Genomic DNA, 22,211 nt, shown 5'->3' with positions numbered 1-22,211 from the left:
CTCAGTACTGGGCGCTGAGGGTCACGCCCGAGAAGGTGCTGTACGCCTTCACCCGCACGTACCAGGTGCCGGCGGCGGGACTGTTGATGGTGCAGGTCTCGCTGTTGCCACTCAGGTACGGGCGGCAGGTGTAGGTGGTATCGGTCGGGGCACTGCCCTGGCGCACGTACAGGTCGGCATCACCGCTGCCGCCACTGGTCGCCACGCGCAGCTGGGTGCTGCCGGCCGGGACGGCGACGGTGTAGTTCAGCTCGGCACCGGTCGCGGCGCCCAGGCCGGTCACCGGCACATTGTTCTGCAGCACGTTGCCACCCGGGTTCGGGTTGCCACCGCCGTTGATCGCTGCGGTGACCGCCGCGTTGGCGTCGATGATGCCGGCGCCGCAGCCCCCCGAGCAGGCGCCCGGCAGCGGGCGTGCGGTGCTCTTGATGATGCTCTCGACCTGCGCCGGGCTCAGCGGGCTCGGCGCCACCGACTGCATCAGTGCAACCACACCGGCCACATGCGGGGCCGCCATCGAAGTGCCGTTGTAGGACGCGTAGCTGGCGCTGCCCGGCGTGGTGGTGCCGGTGTTGAGGGTGGACAGGATGCTCTGGCCCGGACCGGAAATGTCGATGCCGGCACCATAGTTGGAGAAGCTGGCCCGCGCACCGGCCGAGGTCGTGGCCGCCACTGCGATCACATTGGCGCAGTTGGCCGGCACCGACGAGGACACGTTGGTGTTGCTGTTGCCAGCGGCGACCACCACGGTGGTGCCGCGGCTGACCGCGCCGTTGATCGCGTTCTGGTAGGTGGCCGAGCAGGTGCCGCCGCCGCCCAGCGACATGTTGATGACTTCCGCCGGATTGGCATTGGCCGGCACGCCACTGACGGTGCCGCCGGAGGCCCACACGATGGCATCGGCGATGTCGGAGGTATAGCCGCCGCACTTGCCGAGCACGCGCACCGGGACGACCTTGGCGTTGAACGCCGTGCCGGCCACGCCGGTGCTGTTGTTGGTCACCGCCGCCACGGTGCCGGCGACGTGGGTGCCGTGCCAGCTGGAGTTGGACGCCGGGGTGCCCGAGCCGCACTCGTTGGCGCCATACCAGTCGCCTTCGTCGTTCGGGTTGCTGTCGCGGCCGCCGCCATCGCGCGCCATCGCGGCATCGCTGATGAAGTCATAGCCGGGCAGGATGTTGGCGTTGAGATCGGGATGGTTGGTGATGCCGGTGTCGATCACGGCCACCACGACGCCGGTGCCGGTGGCCTTGTCCCAGGCCGGCTGCACGTTGATCGACGCATTGGAGGTACCGAAGCCCCACTGTTCACTGAAGCGGGTGTCGTTCGGGGTCAGCGTCGCACGCATGATCTGGTCGACTTCGACGTATTCCACATTCGGGTCGGCAGCGAGCTTGCGCATCAGCAGCTCGGATTCGGCCTGGTCGAGCGGGCGATCGGTCCTGACCAGGGTCGGGCCCACGGCCAGCTTGCGGACTTCCTGCAGGCCCAGCGCGCGCCCCTGGCTGCTGGCCAGGCCGGCGGCGGCACTCTTCAGCGAAGACGCCAGTGCAGTGGTGTTGGCCACCGGCGCACTGCCGTCGCGGTACTTCACGATGAAGCGCTGGTGCGTCGGCGCGGACTGCAGGCCGCTGAGCTGGACGTCACCGGCCAGCGCAGGCGTGGCCAGCAGCAGCGATGACAGAACGGACGCACCAAGGACCACCCACACTCGACGCACACGCGGTTGCGTTACCTGGGACATCGTATTTCCCTTTCTAGTGGTGTGAATGCCGGAATCGGCAGAAGCACCGGCCCGAACCCTGGGCTGGCTTGCGTTGGCGAGGTTCGAAGTCCGGCGGGCCAGCGGATCCCCCTATCGATCCGCCGTGCACATGACGCTAATGACCAAAAGCGGACACCACAAGATTTTCAGCGTCTTTTCAGCAAGATGAAATGTCTGATATGAGACTTTTCGGGTCGAGGGTTTGTGAAGGTGAAGGACTTTCTCACGCCCTGCACGCACCTGACTGGGCGTTGTCCTGTCCGCCGATGACTTTGCCGACATCGGCGTGCACTTCCACGCCGATGGCCGCGCAGCATCGGCGCGGCCATAGTGCTGCCCCGTTCGAGTGCAGGGACTATTCGATGTGTGCAGCGCCGCCAGGCCGAATGTGCTGCCCCTTGACCGGTTCGCCGCGCGCGACCGGCTGGCCGTCGGCCACATAGCCGGAGAACTGGGCCGGCAGCGCCGCGCTGACCCCGAACGCAGGCCCGGCCTGCAGCTGGTAGTGCAGGTGCGGTTCGGAGGAATTGCCGCTGTTCCCACAGTCACCGAGGTGCGTGCCGCTGCGGACGACCTGCCCCTGTGCAACGCGCACGCTGCCCTGGCGCAGGTGCGCCAGCACCGAGTACTCGTCATTGCCGTGATCGAGGATGACGCGGTTGCCGGTGAGCTGGGCAGCGTTCATCTGGCCTGGCACGTTGTCGGCGACGCCCTCGACCACCTCCACCACCGTGCCGTCGGCCGGCGCGAGGATTGGCCGGCCAAAGCAGAAATAGTCCTCGTTGCGCTGACCCTCTCCACCATGGGAACGGCCATCGCGGACCACCAGCAGGTCCATCGCGAAGCGCTGGCCGGCGTGGGCCGCATGGTAGTTCTGTTCGACACTGCGGCCGCCCCAGAACACGAAGAATTCATCTTTGAACGGCAGTTGCAGCCGTGTGCGGGTCTGGTAGTCAAGGAACCCGCTCGCCGCGGCCTGCGGAGGCGTGGTCTGTAGCGGGCGGATGTAGAAGCCGCCGATCCGCCCGTCAGCGTCGATGGCCCACAGCACCTGGATGATGGCCTGGCTCTTGGCGAAGCGCGCCTGCCGCAGATAGGTGTCGTATCCCTCAGCCTTCTCGACCTTCTCGCTGACCAGCTCGGTTTCTGCGCCCCAGCCTGCCAGCACCTGCTCGCGCAGCGCCACCAGGTTCTGCGGGGACTGCAGCCCCGCCCGCATCTGTGGCGTCATCCGTTCCCACAGGGCGTCGATGTGGCCTTCATAGAACTGCGCGGTCAGCGTGGCTCCCTGCTGGCGCGGATCTGTGGCCGCGGCGGCACCGGTGAGGGCAGAGAAGGAAACAACCAGAACTGCAAACAGGCGCGGGAGCAATGTCATGTCAGGCGTCCTTCCGATCCGGATCGGGAATGCCGGCGACGATCGCCGCCAGCTGCGTGCGGTACTCGGCTAGGGCGGTGCGCCCCAGTGGCGTCAACTGCAGGGTGGTCAGCGGGCGCTTGCCACGGAACGATTTCTCGATGGCGACCAGGCCGGCTGCCTCCAGCTTGCTCAGGTGACTGGACAGGTTGCCCTTGCTCAACCCGCTGAGATGTTCCACAAAGCCGAACTCGGCAGACTCGGCGCCGGCCAGGATCGACAGGATCAGCAGGCGCGCCGGTTCGTGGATCAGGCGGTCGAGCTGGAGCAGCGCGCGCGAATCAGGCAAGCGGGTCATTCGACGAACGTCCGTCCGGCCATGAACGCGCGCATTTCCGCCTGCAGGCGGTGGAACCGCTGGTGGTCACGCCAGCCGACCACGATCAGCGCAATGGACGCCAGTGGGAACACCGCAGTGCTCAGCCCGAAACCGTAGGTCTGCCCGGTGAAGGCCAGCGCGGCCTGGCACAGCAGGAACACACCCACGATGAACTCCAGCGGTGTACGCAGCCAGCGCCACACTACCCAGGGCAGCAGCGCCACCACGGCCAGGTAGCCGATTGCGCGCAGATCCCAGGGCAATTCACCCATCGGCGCCAGCCTGGGCAGCACGCTGCCGATCACCAGCACGCTCACCAAGGCGGTGAAGGCGATGAAGAAGCGCTGGAAGTTGCGCTCGGCCGGCGTCACCTGCTCCTCGACCTGGCCCAGCCGCTGGTAGTAGCGGCGCGCCAGCCATTGCTTGCCGACGATCCACAGCACCGGGACGGCGATCAGTGCGACGCGCAGTGCCAGCGTGGTCGGCAACAGCGCGCCCGCAAGGAAGGAGGCCAGACAGGCGACACCACCCGCGATCGCCGACAGGCCACCGGCACTGCGCGAGTAACGCGAGTACTCACGGGTCAACGCCTGCAGGCGCGAGGAAGGATCAATGACGGACGGCTGCTGCATGACACGCTCCATCGTGGCCACTTGAATATAGTTTGCACTGCAAACCTATTTGCGTCAAGCAGTCCTCTGCAGCGATCTGGAGGCCTCACAACGCAGAAAGCCCGTCACAGGGACGGGCTTTCCAGGAACAACGCCGCCGAGCGTAGGCTCGGCTCTCCAGTTGAGCGTGGGCGATCAGCCCAGCTTGACCAGCCAGTTGTGGCGGTCCGGCAGGCGGCCGTACTGGATGTCGGTCAGCTCCTTGCGCAGCGACATGGTCACTTCGCCGGCCGGGGCATTGATGTCGCCCACCGCGAAGCCTTCGCCCTTCAGCTGGCCGATCGGGGTAACCACCGCCGCCGTACCGCAGGCAAACACTTCACTGATCGCACCGGAGGCCACGCCGTCCTTCCACTCGTCGATGCTGACCTTGCGCTCTTCGACCTTCATGCCGCGGTCGCGGGCCAGCTGCAGGATGCTCTCGCGGGTGATGCCCTCGAGGATGCTGCCGGACAGTTCCGGGGTGACCAGCGTGCCGTCCTTGTAGACCAGGAACACGTTCATGCCGCCCAGTTCTTCCAGGTACTTGCCTTCGACCGGGTCGAGGAACAGCACCTGTGAGCAGCCCTGCGCCTGCGCCTTCTGCTGCGGCAGCAGCGAGGCCGCGTAGTTGCCACCGCACTTGGCGGCGCCGGTGCCGCCCTTGGCCGCACGCGCGTATTCGGTGGACAGCCAGATCGACACCGGGGCCACGCCCTTGGCGAAGTACGGGCCGGCCGGGCTGGCGATGACGTAGTAGCCGGCCTTGTGCGCGCCGCGCACGCCGAGGAAGGCTTCGTCGCCGATCATGAACGGGCGGAAGTACAGGCTCGACTCATCGGCGGACGGCACCCAGTCGCTGTCGACGGCGATCAGCTGCTTCAGCGATTCGACGAAGATCTCCACCGGCAGTTCCGGCAGCGCCAGGCGCTGCGCCGAACGCTGCAGGCGACGGCCGTTGGCATCGGGGCGGAAGGTCCAGATCGAACCGTCGGCATGGCGGTAAGCCTTGATGCCTTCGAAGATCTCCTGGCCGTAGTGCAGCACGGCCGCGGCCGGGTCCAGCTGCAGCGGGCCGTAGGCGCGCACGTTGGCGTTGTGCCAGCCGGCATCCTTGTCCCAGCGCACTTCCACCATGTGATCGGTGAAGTGCAGGCCGAAGCCCGGCTTCTCCAGGATCTTGGCGCGCTCTTCAGCGCTGCGCGGGTGGTCCGAACGGGTGACGGCGAAGCTGGGGATGGACTGGGACACCGGAGGATTCCTGTTCTGGTTGCGGGTAGTGCCGGGCCCGCGTCACTGCGGGCCCTGGGTCAAAGCATGCCGGTCTCGAGCCGGGCCGCCTCGGACATCATGTGCTGGTTCCACGGCGGGTCGAACACCAGGTCGACGTCGGCCTCGGCCACCGTCGGGATCATCTCGAGCTTGCTGCGCACGTCGTCGACCAGGATCTCGCCCATGCCGCAGCCCGGCGCGGTCAGGGTCATCTTCACGTCGATCTCGCGCTTGCCCTCGTCCAGGTGCTTGATCTCGACTTCATAGACCAGGCCCAGTTCGACGATGTTGACCGGGATTTCCGGGTCGAAACAGGTGCGCAGCTGCTGCCACACCAGCTGTTCCACCTGTTCATCGGTGGCGTCGGCCGGCAGCTCCAGTGGTGCCGGTGCTTCCTTGCCGATGGCGTCGCCGTCCTTGCCGGCGATGCGGAACAGGTTGCCCTCGACAAACACCGAATAACTGCCGCCCAGCGCCTGGGTGATGTACCCATAGCTGCCGGCGGGCAGGGTCACGGTGTCGCCCTGCGGGACCATCACGGCCTCGCAATCGCGTTCGAAGTGGACAGGTTCGCTGCTACGGGAATACATGGGGACCGATATGGGGCCGTGGCCATGGCCACGCAAGACGGCATTCTAGCCCAGCCGCCCCGGCACCGCCGGTGCACTGCGGCAAACCACAGTATCCTGTGGGTGATCTTCAGGGAGCTTCGATGTCCTCCAATGCCGCGCGTGCCAGGACCGTGACCTGGCTCTGGCCCCTCATGCTGTTGCTGGGCCTGCTTGTTGCTCCCCTCGCCTGGATGGTGCTGGCGCTGATCACCGGCCGCCAGGTTGGCTGGATGGCGGTGCTGGCCGCCCTGGAACTGGTGTTCATGCTGCGCCTGGGCACGCTGGGCCCGGGCCGGCTGCGCGTCGCCCTGGTCGTGCTGGGCACCCTGCTGGTGGCCGCGGTGGCCAACTGGGCCATCGCCAGCGCCTGGATGGGCGGTTCGATCGGGCTGGACCTGTGGGACGCCACTATGCGGATGGGTCCGCACCTGGCCTGGACCCTGATCACCCTCGCCAACGGCACGATCGAATGGCTGTGGCTGGCCGTGGCCGTTGCCGTAGGCGCCTGGCTGGCGCGCTGATCGCGTAGATCCACGCCACGCGCGGATGGGCGGGTAGCGCCGGCCGCTGGCCGGCAAAAGCGTGCGGACCCAGGTCCGCACCTGCCAGGTGCGGCCACCACGCGTGGATCCGGTAGTGCCGGCCGCTGGCCGGCAAAGGGGTCAGAGCCCTTTCCTGCGGAAAGGGAACCGACCCCGGTCCTCAATGCCCGCCGTCGAGCGCCTTCAGTTCGCTCACCAGCGAGCCGGCCGCTTCGGCACCATCGCCATACAGCATGCGGGTGTTGTCGGCATAGAACAGCGCATTCTCGATGCCGGCGAAGCCGGTGCCCTTGCCGCGCTTGATCACCACCACGTTGCGCGCGTTGACCACGTCCAGCACCGGCATGCCGTAGATCGGGCTGGCCGGATCAGTACGCGCCACCGGATTGACCACGTCGTTGGCACCGATCACCAGCACCACGTCGGTGTTGGCGAATTCCGGGTTGATGTCGTCCATGTCGGCGATCAGGTCGTAGGGCACGCCCGCTTCGGCCAGCAGCACGTTCATGTGCCCGGGCATGCGGCCGGCGACCGGGTGGATGGCGAACTTCACCTTCACCCCGCGCTGGCCCAGCCGCTGCGCCAGTTCCCAGATCTTGTGCTGGGCCTGCGCCACGGCCATGCCGTAACCGGGCACGATCACCACGCGTTCGGCGAAGGCCATCATCGCAGCCACGTCTGCCGCTTCGATCGGCTTCTGCGAACCGGTGATCGCTTGTGCTTCGCCACCGGCGCCGCCGCCGAAGTTGGAGAACAGCACATTGCGGATCGGCCGGTTCATCGCCTTGGCCATCAACCGGGTCAGCAGGATGCCCGCCGCGCCGACCATCATGCCGGCGATGATCAGTGCCTCGTTGCCGAGCACATAACCTTCGAACGACACCGCCAGGCCGGTGAACGCGTTGTACAGCGAGATCACCACCGGCATGTCGGCGCCACCGATCGGCAACGTCATCAGCACGCCCAGTGCCAGCGCCAGCACGAAGAAAGCGACGATCGCCCAGGTGCTGAGCGTACTGGCAGCGATGATCGCCAGCACCACCACCGCCAGGGCCACCAGCAGGTTCATCACCTGCTGGCCCGGCCAGGTCACGCGCTTGTCCAGGCGTCCATCCAGCTTGGCCCAGGCGATCACCGAACCGGACAACGACACAGCACCGATCGCCGCGCCGACCACCGCCAGCAGCAGCATCGTGCCCGACGGCTGGCGCGCGGCCAGGTCGGCCAGCGCCTGCGCGCTCCAGTGGCTGGTATCGCGGTGGGCCAGGAAGGCATAGCGCAGCAGTTCCACCGCACCGATCGCCGCCGCCGAGCCACCACCCATGCCGTTGTACAGCGCCACCATCTGCGGCATGTCGGTGATGGCAACCTTGCCGGCCGACCACCAGGCCAGGCCCGCGCCCAGCAGCAGTGCCACCAGGATCAACGGCACGTTGTGCAGTTCGGGCAGGAAGAAGGTGGCCGCGGTGGCCAGCAGCATGCCCAGCCCGGCCCAGCGGATGCCGCTGCGCGCGGTCAGCGGCGAGGCCATGCGCTGCAGGCCGAGCAGGAACAGCGTGGCGGCGACCAGGTAGCTGGCCTTGACCAGCCAATCGAGCAGTTCGACGGTGCTGATGTTCAAGCCTGCGGCTCCTTCGGTTCGTCCTTGCCGCCCTTCGGCGCGCTTGGCCTGAACATTTCCAGCATGCGCGCGGTGACCACGTAGCCACCGGCGGCGTTGCCGGCGCCGAGCACCACGGCCAGGAAGCCCAGCGCCTTTTCCAGCGGCGTCTGCGCATGCCCCAGCACCACCATCGCACCGATCAGCACGATGCCGTGGATGAAGTTGGAGCCCGACATCAGCGGGGTGTGCAGGATCACCGGCACCCGCGAAATGATCACGTGGCCGGCGATGGCCGCCAGCATGAAGATGTACAGCGCCACGAACCCGTCACTCACCGGCAACGCTCCTGCTCTGTCTTCGTCGCCCCATCATAACCACGGGCTGAACCCCTGCGCATCCGGCGTCAACCGTGGCGGTGCTCACGCGTTGTCGATGGTGACCCCGAGCAAGGAGCCGTACCCTGTGCTGGTGAGCAGCCCTGTCCCCCCGAGCGCCGAGACCGATGCCCTGCCGGCATCGCTGGAAGCGTTCCTGGCCAGTGTCGGCCCGCGAGCGTTCCGCTTTGCCGAGGCCGGCCTGCGCCAGCGCGAAGACGCCATGGACGCCGTGCAGGATGCGCTGCTGCGCATGCTGGACTACGCCGACAAGCCGGCTGCCGAATGGGCGCCGCTGTTCTGGAGCATCCTGCGCCGCCGCGTGATCGACATGCAGCGCCGGCGCCGCTTCCGCCTGCCGTTCTGGCGCGACACCCCGGACGCCGACGGTGGCGGGATCGACTGGGCCGACCCCGGCCCGGACCCGGCGCAGGCGCACGAACAGCGCCAGCAGTACCAGCAGCTGGTGGAGGCGTTGCGCACCCTGCCCGCCCGCCAGCGCGAAGCCTTCACCCTGCGCGTGCTGCAGGACCTGGACGGCGCCACCACCGCCCGCGCCATGGGCTGCAGCGAAGGCGCGGTAAAGACCCATCTGGCACGCGCCCGGCAGGCGCTGCAGGACTATCTGGAGACCCGACCGTGAACCGCTCCCTGCCATCCGATGACACCCTGCGCCGCCTGCACGCGCAGTCGCTGCAGGCGCTGTCGCCGGCCACGCTGGCGCGGCTGCGCCAGGCGCGCCACGGCGCCACGGCCATCCACCGCGGGCGCGGGCGCTGGTGGCTGGCCAGCGCCTGTTCGCTGGTGGTGGCGCTGGCTGTCGGCGTGCAGTTCAGCGGCCTGGGCCTGCATTCCGGGCCCGCGACCGTAGCGCCGACGGCGGCGGTGGAAGACAACAGCGCGCTGTACGACGAGAATCCCGATCTGTACCTGTGGCTGGGCGATACCGACCTGGCGATGGAGTGAATCATGTCCCGACTGCCTACCCTGCCGCTGCTGTTGACCCTGTCGCTGCTGCCGGCCGTCCCGGCGCTGGCGCAGAGCGCAGCGCCCGCGCCTGCTGCACGCCCTGCGCCGGGCGCCACGCTGCCTGCGTGGGAGCAGCTGAGCGAATCCCAGCGTGAGTCCCTGCTGGCGCCGCTGCGCGACCGCTGGAACAGTGCCGATGCCGGCCAGCGCCAGCGCATGCTCTCGCATGGCCAGCGCTGGCAATCGATGAGCCCGGAGGAACGCGACAAGGCCCGCCGCGGCCTGCGCCGCTTCGAGCACATGAGCCCGGAACAGCGCGAGCAGGCACGCGCCCTGTTCGGGCAGATGCGCGACATGCCGCCGGCCCAGCGCGACGCGCTACGCGAGCGATGGTCGCAGATGACGCCGGAGCAGCGCCGGGACTGGGTGCGCGACAACCCGCCGCCAGCGAAGCCGCGGTAAGGCCCCGGGGACGGGGTCAGAGCCCTTTGCTGATGCAAAGGGATCCGACCCCGGGATGACCCGCCGCACGTTCGGGGTCAGAGCCCTTTGCCAGAGGCAAAGGGATCTGACCCTTGTCATTCACGCCTGCCAGCGGGTCTTCGCCAGCAGCTCGTCGTCCCAGTCGAACCCGAGCTGGCCTTCGCGCACGAACAGCGCAACGAAGTTGAGCAGGTTGCGCGCATACATCTCGCTGGCCTGCGTCGCACCGCGACTGGCCAGGCCCAGCGGGCCATCGATGGTCACGCCCTGGTGCTCGATGCACTGCCCCGGCCGGGTCAGTGCACAGTTGCCGCCGCTCTCGGCGGCCAGATCGACAATCACGCTGCCGGTGGCCATGCCTTCCACCATCGCGGCAGTCACGATCGTCGGCGCCGGGCGGCCCGGCACGGCAGCCGTGCAGATCACCACGTCCACGCCGCGCAGGTGGTCGGACAGCCGACGCTGCTGCTCGGCGCGCTCGTCATCGGTCAGCGCCCGCGCGTACCCGCCCTCGCCCGCCGCACTCACCCCGAGATCGAGGAAGCGCGCGCCCAGGGACTGGATCTGCTCACGGGTTTCGGGGCGCACGTCGAACCCTTCCACCTGCGCACCGAGACGGCGTGCGGTGGCGATGGCCTGCAGGCCCGCCACGCCGGCGCCGATGACCAGCACCTTGGCCGGGCGCACGGTGCCGGCGGCAGTGGTCAACATCGGGAAGAAGCGTGGCGCGCGCTCGGCGGCGATCAGCGCCGCCTTGTAGCCGGCCATGCCGGCCTGCGAGCTGAGTACATCCATTGCCTGCGCGCGGGTGGTGCGCGGCAGCTGCTGCAGCGGGAACAGGTACAGGCGGTCGCTGTCCGCCAGCGCCGCCAGCGCCGGATCACTGGCCGGGGTCAACAGGCCGACCACGCTGGCCCCGGGCTTGAGCTGCTCCAGCACTGCCGCCGCAGGTGACTGCACGCACAGCAGGATATCGATCTCGGGCCAGCGCCCTGCATCAAAGACGCGTGCGCCGGCATCGTCATAGGCCGCATCGGTGAAGCCGGCGGCCAGGCCGGCGCCAGCCTCGTACCAGACCGTTATGCCCAGCGCGCCGAGTTTGCGCGCGGTTTCCGGCGTCAACGCCACGCGCCGTTCGCCCGGCGCGGTCTCCTTGATCCCCAGCAACGCCACGGCCATGCAGGTCCCCGCTGATCGGTGAGTTTTCCCGATCCTAGCAGGCGGCCCGCGCTCAGTGCAGCGTGGCGCTGCCCGGGTCGAGGCGGTCGATCACTCCCTGCATGGCGCTGTCGAAGGCACCATCATCCACATGGGCGCGCAGGCGGCCCAGCCGCACCATCACCGCCAGTTCTTCCGGCGAGGCCACGCAGAAGCGCACGCCGCGACGGTTGACGAACAGCAGGCGCGAAGAGATCGGGCTGACCCAGGACAGCTTGCCGGCCTGCACCTTGCCGTCCTTGTCGACGAAGTCGAGCCAGTTGCCGATTTCCATGCGGCGGAAGCGGTCGGCATCGGCATTGTCGAAATCATCGGCGTCGATCTGGCCACCCAGTTCCACCGCTGGCGATTCAGCGACCGGCGGCGCCGGCAGCGCCACCTGCGGCAGCTCGGGCAGCGCGCGCTGCAGTTCCGGCCGCGACTCAGCGATGCCCTGCAGCGTGTCATGCAGGGCGTCAATCGCCCCGGTGGCCGCATCGCCGTGCACACCGACGCTGGCAAACACCTTGGCCAACACCGGCTGCCAGGCCTGCAGCCACGGCTTGCCGACGATCTGGCGGCGCGCCTCGGCCACTTCCTCCAGCAAGCCGTCGCCCAGGCTCAATGCCTCGGCCACCGAGGCGCCTTCTTCGCCCTCGCGCAGCAGCGCCAGGGTCAGGTGATGCTGCCACGGCTGGCGCAGGAATTCGGCAATGGCCGGCGGCAGGCTGGCATCGCCGATACGGCGGTCCAGCTCGGCGCCGGCGCGGGCGCGGGCCATTTCCAGTTTTTCCTGGCCGCGCTGCGTTTCGGCGGCACGGCGCTCGGCGATTTCCACGCGGCGGCGATGCTGCACCAGGAACTCGCGGAATTCCTCTTCCAGGGTCAGGAAGATCGCCAGGTTCTCGTTGAACTCGGCCACCAGGCGCTCGATGATCTCTTCGACCTTGGCCATCAGCATGCGCTCGGCCTGGCTTTCGCCGGTGTTGCCCTCGCAGGCCTCGGCCAGCGAGTTGAGCAGCTTGCGCGCCGGATGGGTCTTCTGCACGAACATGCGGCGGTCGAGCATGGCCACCTTGACGAAAGGCACCACCAGGCGGCCGATCAGTTTGCGTGAGCGGCCCTCCAGTTCACGCTCGTCCAGCATCACGTCGAACAGCATGCCGACCAGGTCGATGGCGTCCTCGTCCTGCGGGTCCAGCCGGGTCTGGCCCGGATCGACGCCAAGCTGGGTGGCGCTGGATAGAACTTCGCTCTTCAGCCGCTGCGCCAGCGATTCGCCGTCCTCGCCGATGGCCGCGCGCAGGGTCGCGCTCGGCGTGGCCTGCAGCAGCGACAGCACCGACATCATTTCGCGCTGGCTGAGCGGTCGCTGCTGGCCGACCGCCACCTGTGCCGCAGACGTGGCGTCCTCACGCACGTGGCGGGTCTGCTGCAGCAGTTCGTGCAGCGCTTCCAGCAGCATGCCCTGCTGGCCGGCGTAGGCCTCGCCGGTGGTGCCGTCATCGCCGCCCAGGTGCTGCTGCATATGCCCGCGGCGCTCGGACCAGCGGGCAGCGAAGCGCTGCGCCCAGGCCGGTGCCGCCTGCTCGTCATCGCTGAAGCCCGGATCGAAGCCCGCGCCGTGGCGCTGCTCGACCAGGTCATCCAGCATCCCGGCCATGCGCGGATCCGGCGCCGGCGGCGGTGGGCGCTGCGGAGTGCCCAACTGCGACATCACGCCAGCCGCAGCCAGTTGCTCGTCCAGCTTCTCGTAGATGCGGCCGACCGGTGCGCGCAGGTCGCGCTCGCACAGTTTGATCAGCACCAGATGCACTTCCGGGGCCAGTTCACAGCCGGCAAAGGCTTCGTGGATGGCCACGCCCAGATGCTCGGGGCTGATCGGATTATGGTCCGCGTCCAGTTCGACGCCGCCGATCAAGCGGCCCAGGCGGCGGTCCAGCCGTGCCAGCACCGGCTTGAAGTCACGCAGCAGTACGGTGGCGAAATTGCGCACCGCCAACCGTGATTCCAGCACATGCTCGGCCAGCAGGCTCAAGCCGTCCTCGGCCGGCCCGGACAGGGTCGCCTCGGCCGACAGCGGCTCACCGGCGGCCAATGCCGCCCAGGCCTGCTGCAGGTGGCCGGCGAAGGCGCCGGCGATGTCCTCGCGACGCCGGCGCAGCTCGCGCATCGCATCCAGGAACAGCAACTGCGACGAGCCGGCATTGCCGGCACGGTCGAACAGGGCATCGTCGAAACGCGCCAGTGCGGCCCCGAAGGCCTGGCACAGCGCGGGCAGGACCATGTCCCGGGCAAGCTGGAGCTGGGCCGGGTCACGGCCCGGCGATCCCATCGGTGTGGGCACGCTCATCATTCGGGAAGGCTCCCCACCTTCTCTGGTACGACAGACACCATGGACATCGCGACGACCGGCACACCCCATGTACCGGTACGTCGATGGTAGGCCGGCCAGCCCGTCACGGACAGTGAAACAGTCCTCACTTCAAACCTCATGACCGGCGGCCCGGCAAGAGGGGTATCGTAAGCCGTGCAAGGCCTGCGAGGCGAGGGGAAGCGATCGTTCATTCCCCGTCAGTGGCATGACGTTCATCACAGTTTGGTATTCAGAGGCCGGACGCGACACAGACGGCGTCATTGACCACCCCGACTATAATCAAACCCCCGTGATGACCGGTTCAGACTCCATGCCCGACCCCGCTGCCCTGCTCGCCCTGGATGCCCGCCGCTCAGTGCCTTCGCGGCAACTGGGCGAGCCCGGCCCGGACCCGGCCACGCTGCAGCGGATGCTGGCATCGGCCGTACGCGTGCCCGACCACGGCAAGCGCGTACCGTTCCGCTTCCTGAAGATCGCCGGCGATGCACGTCACACTCTGGGCGACTTCCTGGCCGAACGCAGCCGCCAGCGCGACCCGCATGCCGGCGAGGCCGTGTTCGAGAAGGACCGCCAGCGTTTCAGCCACGCCCCGCTGGTGATCGTGGTGGTGGCCAGCCCGCGCCCGGACCCGAAGGTGCCCGAGCAGGAGCAGCTGATGACCGCCGGCTGCGTCTGCTTCGCCCTGCTGCAGGCCGCGCAGGCGCTGGGCTTTGGCGCACAGTGGCTGACGGCCTGGATGGCCTTCGATCCGGTCGTGCAGGCCCACCTGGGCCTGGTCGAGGGCGAACGCATCGCTGGCTTCATCCACATCGGCACCGCCAAGGCCGACGTGCCCGAGCGCGAGCGCCCCGATCCGGCAACCCTGCTGCGGGACTGGACGCCGCCGGCATGACCCTGCCGGCACCGCCGCCGTCGCTGTACCTGGTCGATGCCAGCATCTACGTGTTCCGCGCCTGGCACTCGCTGCCGGACCAGTTCCAGGACGCGCAGGGCTGGCCGACCAATGCCGTGCACGGCTTCGCCCGCTTCCTGCTGGACCTGCTGGAACGCGAGCGCCCGCAGCACATCGCCATCGCCTTCGACGAAGCGCTCGACAGCGGTTTCCGCCACCGCCTGTATCCGGCCTACAAGACCAACCGTGATCCGGCACCGGAGGCGCTCAAGCGCCAGTTCGTGCACTGCAAGGCGCTGTGCGCGGCGTTGGGCCTGGCGGTCCTGGCCCATCACGACTACGAGGCCGACGACCTGATCGGCAGTGCCCTGCACGTCCACCGCAGCAGCCATCGCGGGGTGATCATCTCCGCCGACAAGGATCTGTCGCAGCTGCTGGCCGACCACGACGAGCAGTGGGACTACGCCCGCAACCAGCGCTGGGACGTGGCCGGGGTGAAGGCCCGGCACGGCGTGCACGCGCACCAGATCGCCGACTACCTGGCGCTGTGCGGTGATGCCGTTGACAACATTCCCGGGGTCAGTGGTGTCGGCAGCAAGTCCGCCGCCGTGCTGCTGGCTCACTTCGGCAGCATGGATGCGCTGTTCGAACGCCTGGACGAGGTGCCGTTCCTGCGCCTGCGTGGCGCTGCACAGATGGCCGTGCGCCTGCGCGAGCAGCGCGAGCACGCCCAGCTCTGGCGCCAGCTGACCACCATCGCGCTGGACGCGCCGCTGGAGGGCAGCCAACCCGGCCTGCTGCGCCAGCCGGCCGACCCGGAACTGCTCGATGGCCTGTGCCAGACCCTGCGCTTCGGCCCGATGACCCGCCGCCGGCTGTTCGGTGCCGCCGGCGTGGCCGACCCCGTTCCCACTCCTTCCTTTTCCAATTCCAGCGAGCCCGCATGAGCCAGCGCAACACCGAAGCCCCGCGTGTCGTCTATGAAGGCAAGTACCAGCGCATGGTGGTGCGTGGCACCTGGGAATACAGCGAACGCACCCATGCCGGCGGCCTGGCCGCGATCATCATCGCGGTGACCCCGGAGGACAAGGTGCTGTTCGTCGAACAGTTCCGCGTGCCGCTGCAGGCCCCCACCATCGAGATGCCGGCCGGCCTGGTCGGCGACATCCACGCCGGCGAGTCGATCGAAGTCTCGGCCGTGCGCGAGCTGGAAGAAGAAACCGGCTGGACCGCCGGCCATGCCGAAGTGCTGATGATCGGCCCCACCTCCTCCGGCGCCAGCAGCGAGAAGATCGCCTTCGTGCGCGCCACCGGCCTGCGCCGCATCGGCGACGGTGGCGGTGATGACAGCGAAGACATCACCGTGCACGAGATTCCGCGCAGCCAGGCCGCCGCCTGGCTGGTACAGAAGATGGGCGAAGGCTACGAGCTGGATGCCAAGCTCTGGGCCGGGCTGTGGATGATCGAGCACCACCTGGACGGGCGCCCGCGTGGCTGATGCCGACCTGCTCCCCGTGCCGACATTGCTCGGGGCCGGCGATCCTGCGGTCTACACCGTGCACCGGCCGCAGGGCGCTTCGCCGTACCTGCTGCTGGCCGACCACGCCGGGCAGCAGGTGCCGCGCGCGCTGGCCGGCCTGGGCCTGGCGCAGGCCGAGCTGGATCGCCACATCGGCTGGGACATCGGCATCGCCGGCACTACCCGTGCACTGGCCGAACGGCTGGATGCGTGGGCGATCGAACAGACCTATTCGCGGCTGCTGATCGACTGCAACCGCCCGCTGGCCTCGCCCACGCTGATCCCGGAGGTGAGCGACCACACCGTGGTCCCGGGCAATGCCGGACTGTCGGCGGCGCAGCGCCAGCAGCGCATCGATGCGATCCACGCGCCCTACCACGCGCGCATCGACGCAGAGCTGGATGTACGCCGCGATGCCGGCCGCCCCACCCTGCTGGTGATGATGCACAGCTTCACCCCGGCGATGAACGGCACGCAGCGGCCGTGGCATGCCGGCGTGCTGTACCACCGGGACACGCGCTTCGCGCATGCCCTGCTGCAGGCGCTGCGTGACGAAGGCGACCTGGTGGTGGGTGACAACGAACCGTATTCGGTCAGCAGTACCAGCGACTACGCGGTACCGGTGCATGGCGAAGGCCGTGGCCTGGTGCACGTGGAACTGGAGATCCGCCAGGACCTGATCGCCGGCGTCGCCGGGCAGCAGGCCTGGGCCGAGCGGTTGGCGCGGATCTTCAGTGCGCTGCGACCGGAGCTGCTGGCGCTGGGTTGAACGCGCGTGTATCCATGCCGAACCGGTAGTGCCGGCCGCTGGCCGGCAACCTCAGGGTAGCTGGATCATTGCGTTGCCGGCCAGCGGCGCGCACTACCGCAGTACGGGCGCGTCCATCCACGGGAACGGCTTGTAGCCGCGCACCTGCAGCGTCGCGCCGATGGCGTCGAAGTCATCCTTGATCGCCTGCGCGCGGCGACGATCCAGCGCTTCACCCAGCACCAATGGCAACGCGCGGCAGCGCGCCAACGCCTCGCCCACCGGAATCTCCAGCAGGCGCGCCACGCGCTGGGCTGCTGCCTTGACCTGCAGCTCCAGACAGGCGCCCAGCACCAGGTCGAAGGACGCAAAGATGTCTGCGCCGACGCCTGCCTCCCGCGCCACTGCCTGGTCTTCGGCCGTCGCCTCTCCCAGGGCTACGTCGATGCCATCGACCTGCTGGAACGCATCGAATTCAGCGTAGTACGCCAGCGCCTGCGCGTAGTCCTGCAAGGATGACAGCGGGCGCTGCCGCTTCTGCACGTCAAGCACGTCGGCGAACGTGGCTGGTTCCAGGTACGGAAACAGCCCCATCGCTGCCGAAGAGGCCGATCGCTCGCCGTCGTCATCCAGCGCTTCATCGCTGGACGAAGATAGCCACAGCCGCGCCTCCAGCAGGTTCTCATCGCTGGCCATCACCCAGCCGAAGGTGTCCCGCACCTCATCGTCATCGTTGCAGGCGGCGAAGGCATGCAGGGTCTGTTGCAGGTCCAGCAGTTCGATCACGCGTCAGTGCTCAGGCAAGCAGTCGCTGCCGAGTCTACCGGCGCCGGGCGCAGGCCCAGTGCGATCGCCACACCCAGCAGGGCGAACAACGCGGCGCCGTATTCGGCGCGCACCAGCCCGGCCAGTGCACTCGGCGAACCGACGGCGCCGGCATCGGCGTTGGCCACCATCACCAGCACCGCCAGGCCCAGCGCACCGCCGATCTGCTGCGCGGTGGCTGCCATGCCGGAGGCCACGCCCTGCTGCGCAGCCGGCACGCCCTGCCCGGCCACGATCCACATCGCGGTCCAGGTCATGCCCTGGCCGATGCTCATCACCACCACACCCGGCAGCAGCGGCCAGAAGTTCGCTGCATGCGGCAGCGACGCTGCGACCCAGGCAATGCCGATGGCGCCGGCCAGCTGCCCGGCCACCAGCACCCTGCGCGCGCTCCAGCGCTGCAATGTCCACTCCGCCAGCTGGATGCCGACCGTGCACACCGCGGTGGCGGGCAGGAAGGCGAGGCCGGCCTGCAATGGGCTCCAGCCGTAGCCGTCCTGGAAATACAGCGCCATGAAGTAGTACTGCACGCCGTAGCTGCTCATGAAGGCGAAGGTCAGGCCCAGCGCGGCACGCAGGCCGGGCAGGCGCAGCAGCGCGAACTGCATCAGCGGATCGCGGCTGCGTTGTTCGATCTGCACGAACGCCACCAGCAGCAGCGCCGACAGCAGCAGGCAGCCCAGCGTGGCCGGTGCGGTCCAGCCCCATTCCGGGCCCTGCACCAGCGTGGTCACCAGCAGGCTGCCGCCGAGGGTGACGGTGATGCACCCGGCCAGGTCGAACGAACGGCCGTGCGCACGCGGGCCGTCGGCCGGCAGCCAGGCACCGGCCGCGACCGCGCAGGCGGTGGCCAGCGGCACGATCACGGCCAGCACCGCCGGCCAGCCGAACGCCTGGGTCAGCACGCCACCGAGCAGCGTGCCCAGCGCCAGGCCCACCGCGCTGGCCATGCTCCAGATCGCCAGCGCACGGTTGCGCACCGGACCTTCCGCGTACAGCGTGTTGATCAGCGCCAGCGTGGCCGGGAACAGCAGTGCCGCACCGATGCCCTGCGCCGCGCGCGCGATGATCAGCAGGGTGGCATTCGGCGCCAGCGCGCCGAGCAGCGATGCCAGGGCGAACAGCAGCATGCCCAGACGGTAGAAGCGGCGGCGGCCGATCAGGTCGGCGGCGCGGCCACCCAGCAGCAGGCTGCCGCCGAACGCTACGGTGTAGGCACTGACCACCCACTGCAGCTGCTGCGCGTTGATCTGCAGCGCGCGGCCCATGTCATGCAGGGCGACGAAGATGATGGTGGCATCCAGGGCGATGATCAGCTGGGCAGTGGCCAGCAGGGTCAGCGCCCAGCGCGGGTACTTGAGGGGAGGCATCGGCGGTCTGGTGCGGTGGGGGAGCGCAGTCTCATTGATGCAGGGCAATCAATAAACCCCCGACCCACCATATCTGTCATGATTTTCGGCATGAATGGAACCTCGATGGACCTCAATGCGGTGCGCATGCTGGTGCAGGTGGCCGAAGCGCGCAGTTTCACCGTGGCCGCCGGTCAGCTGGGCCTGAGCCAGTCCGGGCTTTCGCGCGCGATCGGCCGGCTGGAGGCCACGCTGGGAGTGAAGCTGCTGCAGCGGAACACCCGCAACGTGGCGCTGACCCCGGATGGCCGCCAGTTCGTCGATCAGGTGGCGCCGCTGTTGTGTGGCCTGGAGGATGCCGAACGCCAGTTGGCCGATCGTCCGTGCACGCCCTCGGGCACCCTGAAGATCAGCGCACCCTCGATGTTCGGGCGCAAGGTGCTGGTGCCGCTGCTGGGGCCGCTGCTGCAACGGCATCCACAACTGCAGGTGGAGGCGGTGCTCAGCGACCGCCTGGTCGATCTGGTCGAGGAAGGTTTCGACGCCGCGCTGCGCACCGGCGCCATCGCCGACCAGCGCATCGTCGCGCGCCCGCTGCGTCCGCTGCGATGGGTGACGGTGGCCAGCCCGGACTACCTCGACCGCTGTGGCGCGCCCGACGATGTGGCCGCCCTGCGGGATCATGCCTGCCTGGCGGTACGCAACCTGCGCAGTGGCCGGCTGGTGGACTGGCAGTTCCTGCAGGACGGGCAACTGCGTGAGTTCACGCCACCGACGCGGATGGTGTTCGACAGCGGCGATCCGCTGGTGGAAGCGGCCATCGCCGGTATCGGCATCGTGCAGGTGATGGATTTCGCCGTGGCCGACGCGCTGGCTGACGGCCGCCTGCAACGTGTGCTGCAGCCGTTCGAGGGCCGCAGCCGTGCGCTGTCGCTGATCTACCCACCGTCGCGCCAGCACTCGCCGAAGCTGCAGGTGCTGGGCGACGCGTTGCTGGCCGGGGATTGGTAAATCCACGCCATGCAGCACCCATGTCTATCGGGTAGCGCCGGCCGCTGGCCGGCGAGCCACCTCGGGCGGCGGCGAAACGGACCGCTAAGGCGGTGCCGGCCAGCGGCCGGCACTACCGATCAGGCGAAGCCATCGGTCGCGCGCACCAGCGTGTCCACGTTCTTGGCCTCGAACGCCGAATGGCCAGACGCCTTGGCCGTCGGGTAGCGTAGAGCCGCTGGTAGGCGAGCGGCGGAACGGACAGGTAGGGCGTTGTAGGCCAGCGGCGGCACTACCGATCAGGCGAAGCTATCGGCCGCGCGCACCAGCGTGTCCACGTTCTCGGCCTCGAACGTCGAATGGCCCGACGCCTTGGCTGTCGGGTAGCGCCGGCCGCTGGCCGGCGAGCGGCGGAACGGACAGGTAAGGCGTTACCGGCCAGCGGCCGGCACTACCGATCAGGCGAAGCTATCGGTCGCGCGCACCAGCGCGTCCACGTTCTCGGCCTCGAATGCCGAATGGCCCGACGCCGGGGTGATTTCCAGCTTTGCCTTCGGCCATACCTTGGTCAGGTCCCAGGCGTTGGCCAGCGGGCAGACCACGTCGTAGCGGCCGTGCACGATCACGCCCGGGATGTCGGCGATGCGGTGCGCGTCGCGCAGCAACTGGTCTTCCACCTCGAAGAAGCCGCCGTTGACGAAGTAGTGGTTCTCGATGCGGGCAAACGCCAGCGCAAAATGCGGGTCTTCGTGGCTGTTGATGAAGTCGTCATCGACGTGCAGGAAGCTGGTCGCACCTTCCCACACTGCCCACGCCTTGGCCGCTTCCAGGCGGGTGGCTTCGTCTTCGCTGGTCAGGCGGCGGTGGAAGGCCGAGATCAGGTCATGGCGTTCCACCGACGGAATCGGCTTGAGGTAGTGCTCCCACGCATCCGGGAACAGGCGGTTGGCACCTTCCTGGTAAAACCACTCCAGCTCCCAGCGACGCAGCATGAAGATGCCGCGCAGGACCAGTTCGGTCACGCGCTGCGGATGGGTTTCGGCGTAGGCCAGGGCCAGGGTCGAACCCCAGCTGCCGCCGAACACCTGCCAGCGATCGACCTTCAGGTGCTCGCGCAGCTTCTCGATGTCGGCAACGAGGTCCCAGGTGGTGTTGTCCACCAGATCCGCGTGCGGGGTGGAGCGACCGGCGCCGCGCTGGTCGAACAGGATGATGCGGTACTTCGACGGGTCGTGGAACTGGCGCATCTTGTCGCTGCAGCCGCCACCCGGGCCACCATGCAGCATCACCACCGGCTTGCCGTCCGGGTTGCCGCACTGCTCGAAGTACAGCGTGTGGCGGTCGTCGACCTTCAGGGTGCCGACGTCGTAGGGGGTGATGGCGGGGTACAGCGTACGCATGCTTGCAGCTCCAGGGTGATGCCCTGCCGGGGCAGGAGAACCTCCATTCTAGGCCGGTCGCCGGCCCAGGGTGATGCGATCGCGCTGCTCAAGGTCCTGCGCAGTCTGCACCTCCGCGAAACCGGCGGCGTCGAACAACGCGCGGATCGCCGCGCCCTGGTCCCATCCGTGCTCGATCAGCAACCAGCCACCGGGCCGCAGATGCGCCTGGCCGCCGTCGACGATGCGGCGGATGTCATCCAGGCCGTCCACGCCCGAGGCCAGCGCAGAGGCCGGTTCGAAACGCAGGTCGCCCTGCTCCAGGTGCGGGTCGTCGCTGGCGATGTACGGCGGATTGCTGGCAATCAGGTCGAAGCGTGCCCCCTGCAGCGGCGCATACCAGTCGTGCCCGCCCTCGGCGAAGCGGACGTTGCGCAGTTCATGGCGTGCCGCGTTGCGCGCAGCCACCGCCAGCGCGCCCGGGCTGGCGTCGGTGGCCAGCACCTGCGCCTGCGGCCGTTCGCTGGCCAGTGCCAGTGCAATCGCACCGCTGCCGGTGCCGAGGTCAGCCAGTTGCAGCGACTGGTCTGACGGCAAGCGCTCCAGTGCCAGCTCGACCAGCAGCTCGGTTTCCGGGCGCGGAATCAGCGTGGCCGGGTCGACTTCCAGGTCCAGCGTCCAGAAACCGCGGCGGCCGGTCAGGTAGGCGACCGGCTCGCCGGCCATGCGGCGGGCCAACAGCGTTTCGAAGGCGGCCTGGTCGGCGGCAGCCAGCGGATCGGTGGCATGCGCGAACAGCCAGCTGCGTGGGCGTTCCAGCACATGCAGCAGCAGCAGTTCGGCTTCGTGGCGGGCGTCGATGCCGCCAAGGCGGGCGCTGGCGTCGGCCACGACCTGACGCAGGGAGGGTTCGGGTTGGAAGGACATTCC

The 22,211-nt window shown here is 68.6% G+C and carries 23 protein-coding genes; 9 read left to right on the top strand and 14 right to left on the bottom strand.

The window, feature by feature from the left end; genetic code table 11:
- Window position 1: 1 nt before the first annotated feature.
- The 6 genes from NSQ78_RS03935 to sufT form a co-directional block, all read right to left on the bottom strand.
- A complete protein-coding gene (locus tag NSQ78_RS03935; protein WP_064237713.1) occupies window positions 2-1,744 on the bottom strand; it encodes a S8 family peptidase in 1,743 nt (580 codons plus the stop codon).
- A 376-nt stretch (window positions 1,745-2,120) separates the two neighbouring features.
- Entirely contained in the window at window positions 2,121-3,143 is a 1,023-nt protein-coding gene (locus NSQ78_RS03930; protein ID WP_064237712.1) for a M23 family metallopeptidase, read from the bottom strand.
- 1 nt (window position 3,144) lies between these two features.
- Window positions 3,145-3,480 carry a transcriptional regulator gene (locus NSQ78_RS03925; protein WP_049465767.1) on the bottom strand — a complete coding sequence of 112 codons (336 nt, stop codon included), beginning with the start codon at window positions 3,478-3,480 and terminating at the stop codon, window positions 3,145-3,147.
- On the bottom strand, window positions 3,477-4,133 hold the full coding sequence (locus tag NSQ78_RS03920) for a hypothetical protein (RefSeq protein WP_053505760.1): 657 nt from the start codon (window positions 4,131-4,133) through the stop codon (window positions 3,477-3,479). Before NSQ78_RS03920 ends, NSQ78_RS03925 begins: the two co-directional genes overlap by 4 nt.
- A gap of 174 nt (window positions 4,134-4,307) precedes the next feature.
- Window positions 4,308-5,402, bottom strand: a complete 1,095-nt coding sequence (locus NSQ78_RS03915) for a branched-chain amino acid aminotransferase (protein WP_049465764.1) — start codon at window positions 5,400-5,402, stop codon at window positions 4,308-4,310.
- A gap of 59 nt (window positions 5,403-5,461) precedes the next feature.
- Window positions 5,462-6,013, bottom strand: a complete 552-nt coding sequence (gene sufT / locus NSQ78_RS03910) for a putative Fe-S cluster assembly protein SufT (RefSeq protein WP_005415385.1) — start codon at window positions 6,011-6,013, stop codon at window positions 5,462-5,464.
- A gap of 122 nt (window positions 6,014-6,135) precedes the next feature.
- On the opposite strand from sufT, the gene NSQ78_RS03905 reads away from it, so the two are divergent.
- Window positions 6,136-6,555 carry a hypothetical protein gene (locus tag NSQ78_RS03905; protein ID WP_049465762.1) on the top strand — a complete coding sequence of 140 codons (420 nt, stop codon included), beginning with the start codon at window positions 6,136-6,138 and terminating at the stop codon, window positions 6,553-6,555.
- A 181-nt stretch (window positions 6,556-6,736) separates the two neighbouring features.
- On the opposite strand, the gene NSQ78_RS03900 is transcribed toward NSQ78_RS03905, so the two are convergent.
- On the bottom strand, window positions 6,737-8,197 hold the full coding sequence (locus NSQ78_RS03900; RefSeq protein ID WP_064237711.1) for an NAD(P)(+) transhydrogenase (Re/Si-specific) subunit beta: 1,461 nt from the start codon (window positions 8,195-8,197) through the stop codon (window positions 6,737-6,739).
- Window positions 8,194-8,514 (bottom strand): NAD(P) transhydrogenase subunit alpha, encoded by a 321-nt coding sequence (locus NSQ78_RS03895; protein ID WP_049465758.1) that lies wholly within the window; start codon window positions 8,512-8,514, stop codon window positions 8,194-8,196. The genes NSQ78_RS03900 and NSQ78_RS03895 overlap by 4 nt, the downstream gene beginning before the upstream one ends.
- Before the next feature lie 97 nt (window positions 8,515-8,611).
- On the opposite strand from NSQ78_RS03895, the gene NSQ78_RS03890 reads away from it, so the two are divergent.
- The 3 genes from NSQ78_RS03890 to NSQ78_RS03880 are packed head-to-tail and all read left to right on the top strand — an operon-like array spanning window position 8,612 to window position 9,984.
- Window positions 8,612-9,196, top strand: a complete 585-nt coding sequence (locus NSQ78_RS03890) for an RNA polymerase sigma factor (protein ID WP_080473102.1) — start codon at window positions 8,612-8,614, stop codon at window positions 9,194-9,196.
- Window positions 9,193-9,519, top strand: coding sequence for a hypothetical protein (locus NSQ78_RS03885; protein ID WP_049465754.1), 327 nt, complete (start codon window positions 9,193-9,195; stop codon window positions 9,517-9,519). The genes NSQ78_RS03890 and NSQ78_RS03885 overlap by 4 nt, the downstream gene beginning before the upstream one ends.
- Window positions 9,520-9,522: 3 nt before the next feature.
- Window positions 9,523-9,984 (top strand): DUF3106 domain-containing protein, encoded by a 462-nt coding sequence (locus NSQ78_RS03880; RefSeq protein ID WP_057493434.1) that lies wholly within the window; start codon window positions 9,523-9,525, stop codon window positions 9,982-9,984.
- Between the two features lie 120 nt (window positions 9,985-10,104).
- Here the strand turns inward: NSQ78_RS03880 and NSQ78_RS03875 are convergent, their stop codons facing one another.
- Window positions 10,105-11,184 (bottom strand): NAD(P) transhydrogenase subunit alpha, encoded by a 1,080-nt coding sequence (locus NSQ78_RS03875; protein ID WP_064237709.1) that lies wholly within the window; start codon window positions 11,182-11,184, stop codon window positions 10,105-10,107.
- Between the two features lie 52 nt (window positions 11,185-11,236).
- The gene (locus NSQ78_RS03870) at window positions 11,237-13,558 is read right to left on the bottom strand and encodes a DUF1631 domain-containing protein (protein WP_339207909.1); all 2,322 of its coding nucleotides are present in this window, start codon (window positions 13,556-13,558) and stop codon (window positions 11,237-11,239) included.
- 331 nt (window positions 13,559-13,889) lie between these two features.
- On the opposite strand from NSQ78_RS03870, the gene NSQ78_RS03865 reads away from it, so the two are divergent.
- The 4 genes from NSQ78_RS03865 to NSQ78_RS03850 are packed head-to-tail and all read left to right on the top strand — an operon-like array spanning window position 13,890 to window position 16,759.
- Window positions 13,890-14,471: a nitroreductase gene (locus NSQ78_RS03865; RefSeq protein ID WP_064239612.1), complete on the top strand. Its 582-nt coding sequence runs from the start codon at window positions 13,890-13,892 to the stop codon at window positions 14,469-14,471.
- Window positions 14,468-15,418, top strand: coding sequence for a 5'-3' exonuclease H3TH domain-containing protein (locus tag NSQ78_RS03860; protein WP_064237707.1), 951 nt, complete (start codon window positions 14,468-14,470; stop codon window positions 15,416-15,418). Before NSQ78_RS03865 ends, NSQ78_RS03860 begins: the two co-directional genes overlap by 4 nt.
- Complete coding sequence (locus NSQ78_RS03855) at window positions 15,415-15,969, top strand: NUDIX hydrolase (protein WP_064237706.1); 555 nt, start codon at window positions 15,415-15,417, stop codon at window positions 15,967-15,969. Before NSQ78_RS03860 ends, NSQ78_RS03855 begins: the two co-directional genes overlap by 4 nt.
- Window positions 15,962-16,759 carry an N-formylglutamate amidohydrolase gene (locus tag NSQ78_RS03850; protein ID WP_064237705.1) on the top strand — a complete coding sequence of 266 codons (798 nt, stop codon included), beginning with the start codon at window positions 15,962-15,964 and terminating at the stop codon, window positions 16,757-16,759. The genes NSQ78_RS03855 and NSQ78_RS03850 overlap by 8 nt, the downstream gene beginning before the upstream one ends.
- A 93-nt stretch (window positions 16,760-16,852) precedes the next feature.
- Here the strand turns inward: NSQ78_RS03850 and NSQ78_RS03845 are convergent, their stop codons facing one another.
- Both NSQ78_RS03845 and NSQ78_RS03840 read right to left on the bottom strand, forming a co-directional pair.
- The gene (locus tag NSQ78_RS03845) at window positions 16,853-17,524 is read right to left on the bottom strand and encodes a hypothetical protein (RefSeq protein ID WP_064237704.1); all 672 of its coding nucleotides are present in this window, start codon (window positions 17,522-17,524) and stop codon (window positions 16,853-16,855) included.
- Window positions 17,521-18,933 carry an MFS transporter gene (locus NSQ78_RS03840; RefSeq protein WP_064237703.1) on the bottom strand — a complete coding sequence of 471 codons (1,413 nt, stop codon included), beginning with the start codon at window positions 18,931-18,933 and terminating at the stop codon, window positions 17,521-17,523. Before NSQ78_RS03840 ends, NSQ78_RS03845 begins: the two co-directional genes overlap by 4 nt.
- A gap of 105 nt (window positions 18,934-19,038) precedes the next feature.
- On the opposite strand from NSQ78_RS03840, the gene NSQ78_RS03835 reads away from it, so the two are divergent.
- Entirely contained in the window at window positions 19,039-19,923 is an 885-nt protein-coding gene (locus tag NSQ78_RS03835) for a LysR family transcriptional regulator (protein WP_064237702.1), read from the top strand.
- A gap of 437 nt (window positions 19,924-20,360) precedes the next feature.
- Here the strand turns inward: NSQ78_RS03835 and pip are convergent, their stop codons facing one another.
- Both pip and prmC read right to left on the bottom strand, forming a co-directional pair.
- On the bottom strand, window positions 20,361-21,302 hold the full coding sequence (gene pip / locus NSQ78_RS03830) for a prolyl aminopeptidase (RefSeq protein WP_053462225.1): 942 nt from the start codon (window positions 21,300-21,302) through the stop codon (window positions 20,361-20,363).
- 48 nt (window positions 21,303-21,350) lie between these two features.
- Entirely contained in the window at window positions 21,351-22,208 is an 858-nt protein-coding gene (gene prmC, locus NSQ78_RS03825) for a peptide chain release factor N(5)-glutamine methyltransferase (RefSeq protein WP_064237701.1), read from the bottom strand.
- Between the last annotated feature and the right edge of the window lie 3 nt (window positions 22,209-22,211).

The organism is Stenotrophomonas sp. FSL W7-1447 (assembly GCF_037966425.1).
Lineage (GTDB): Bacteria > Pseudomonadota > Gammaproteobacteria > Xanthomonadales > Xanthomonadaceae > Stenotrophomonas > Stenotrophomonas pavanii.
Note: the sequence above shows the minus strand (reverse complement) of the source record. Positions and strands in the feature narration are given on the sequence as shown.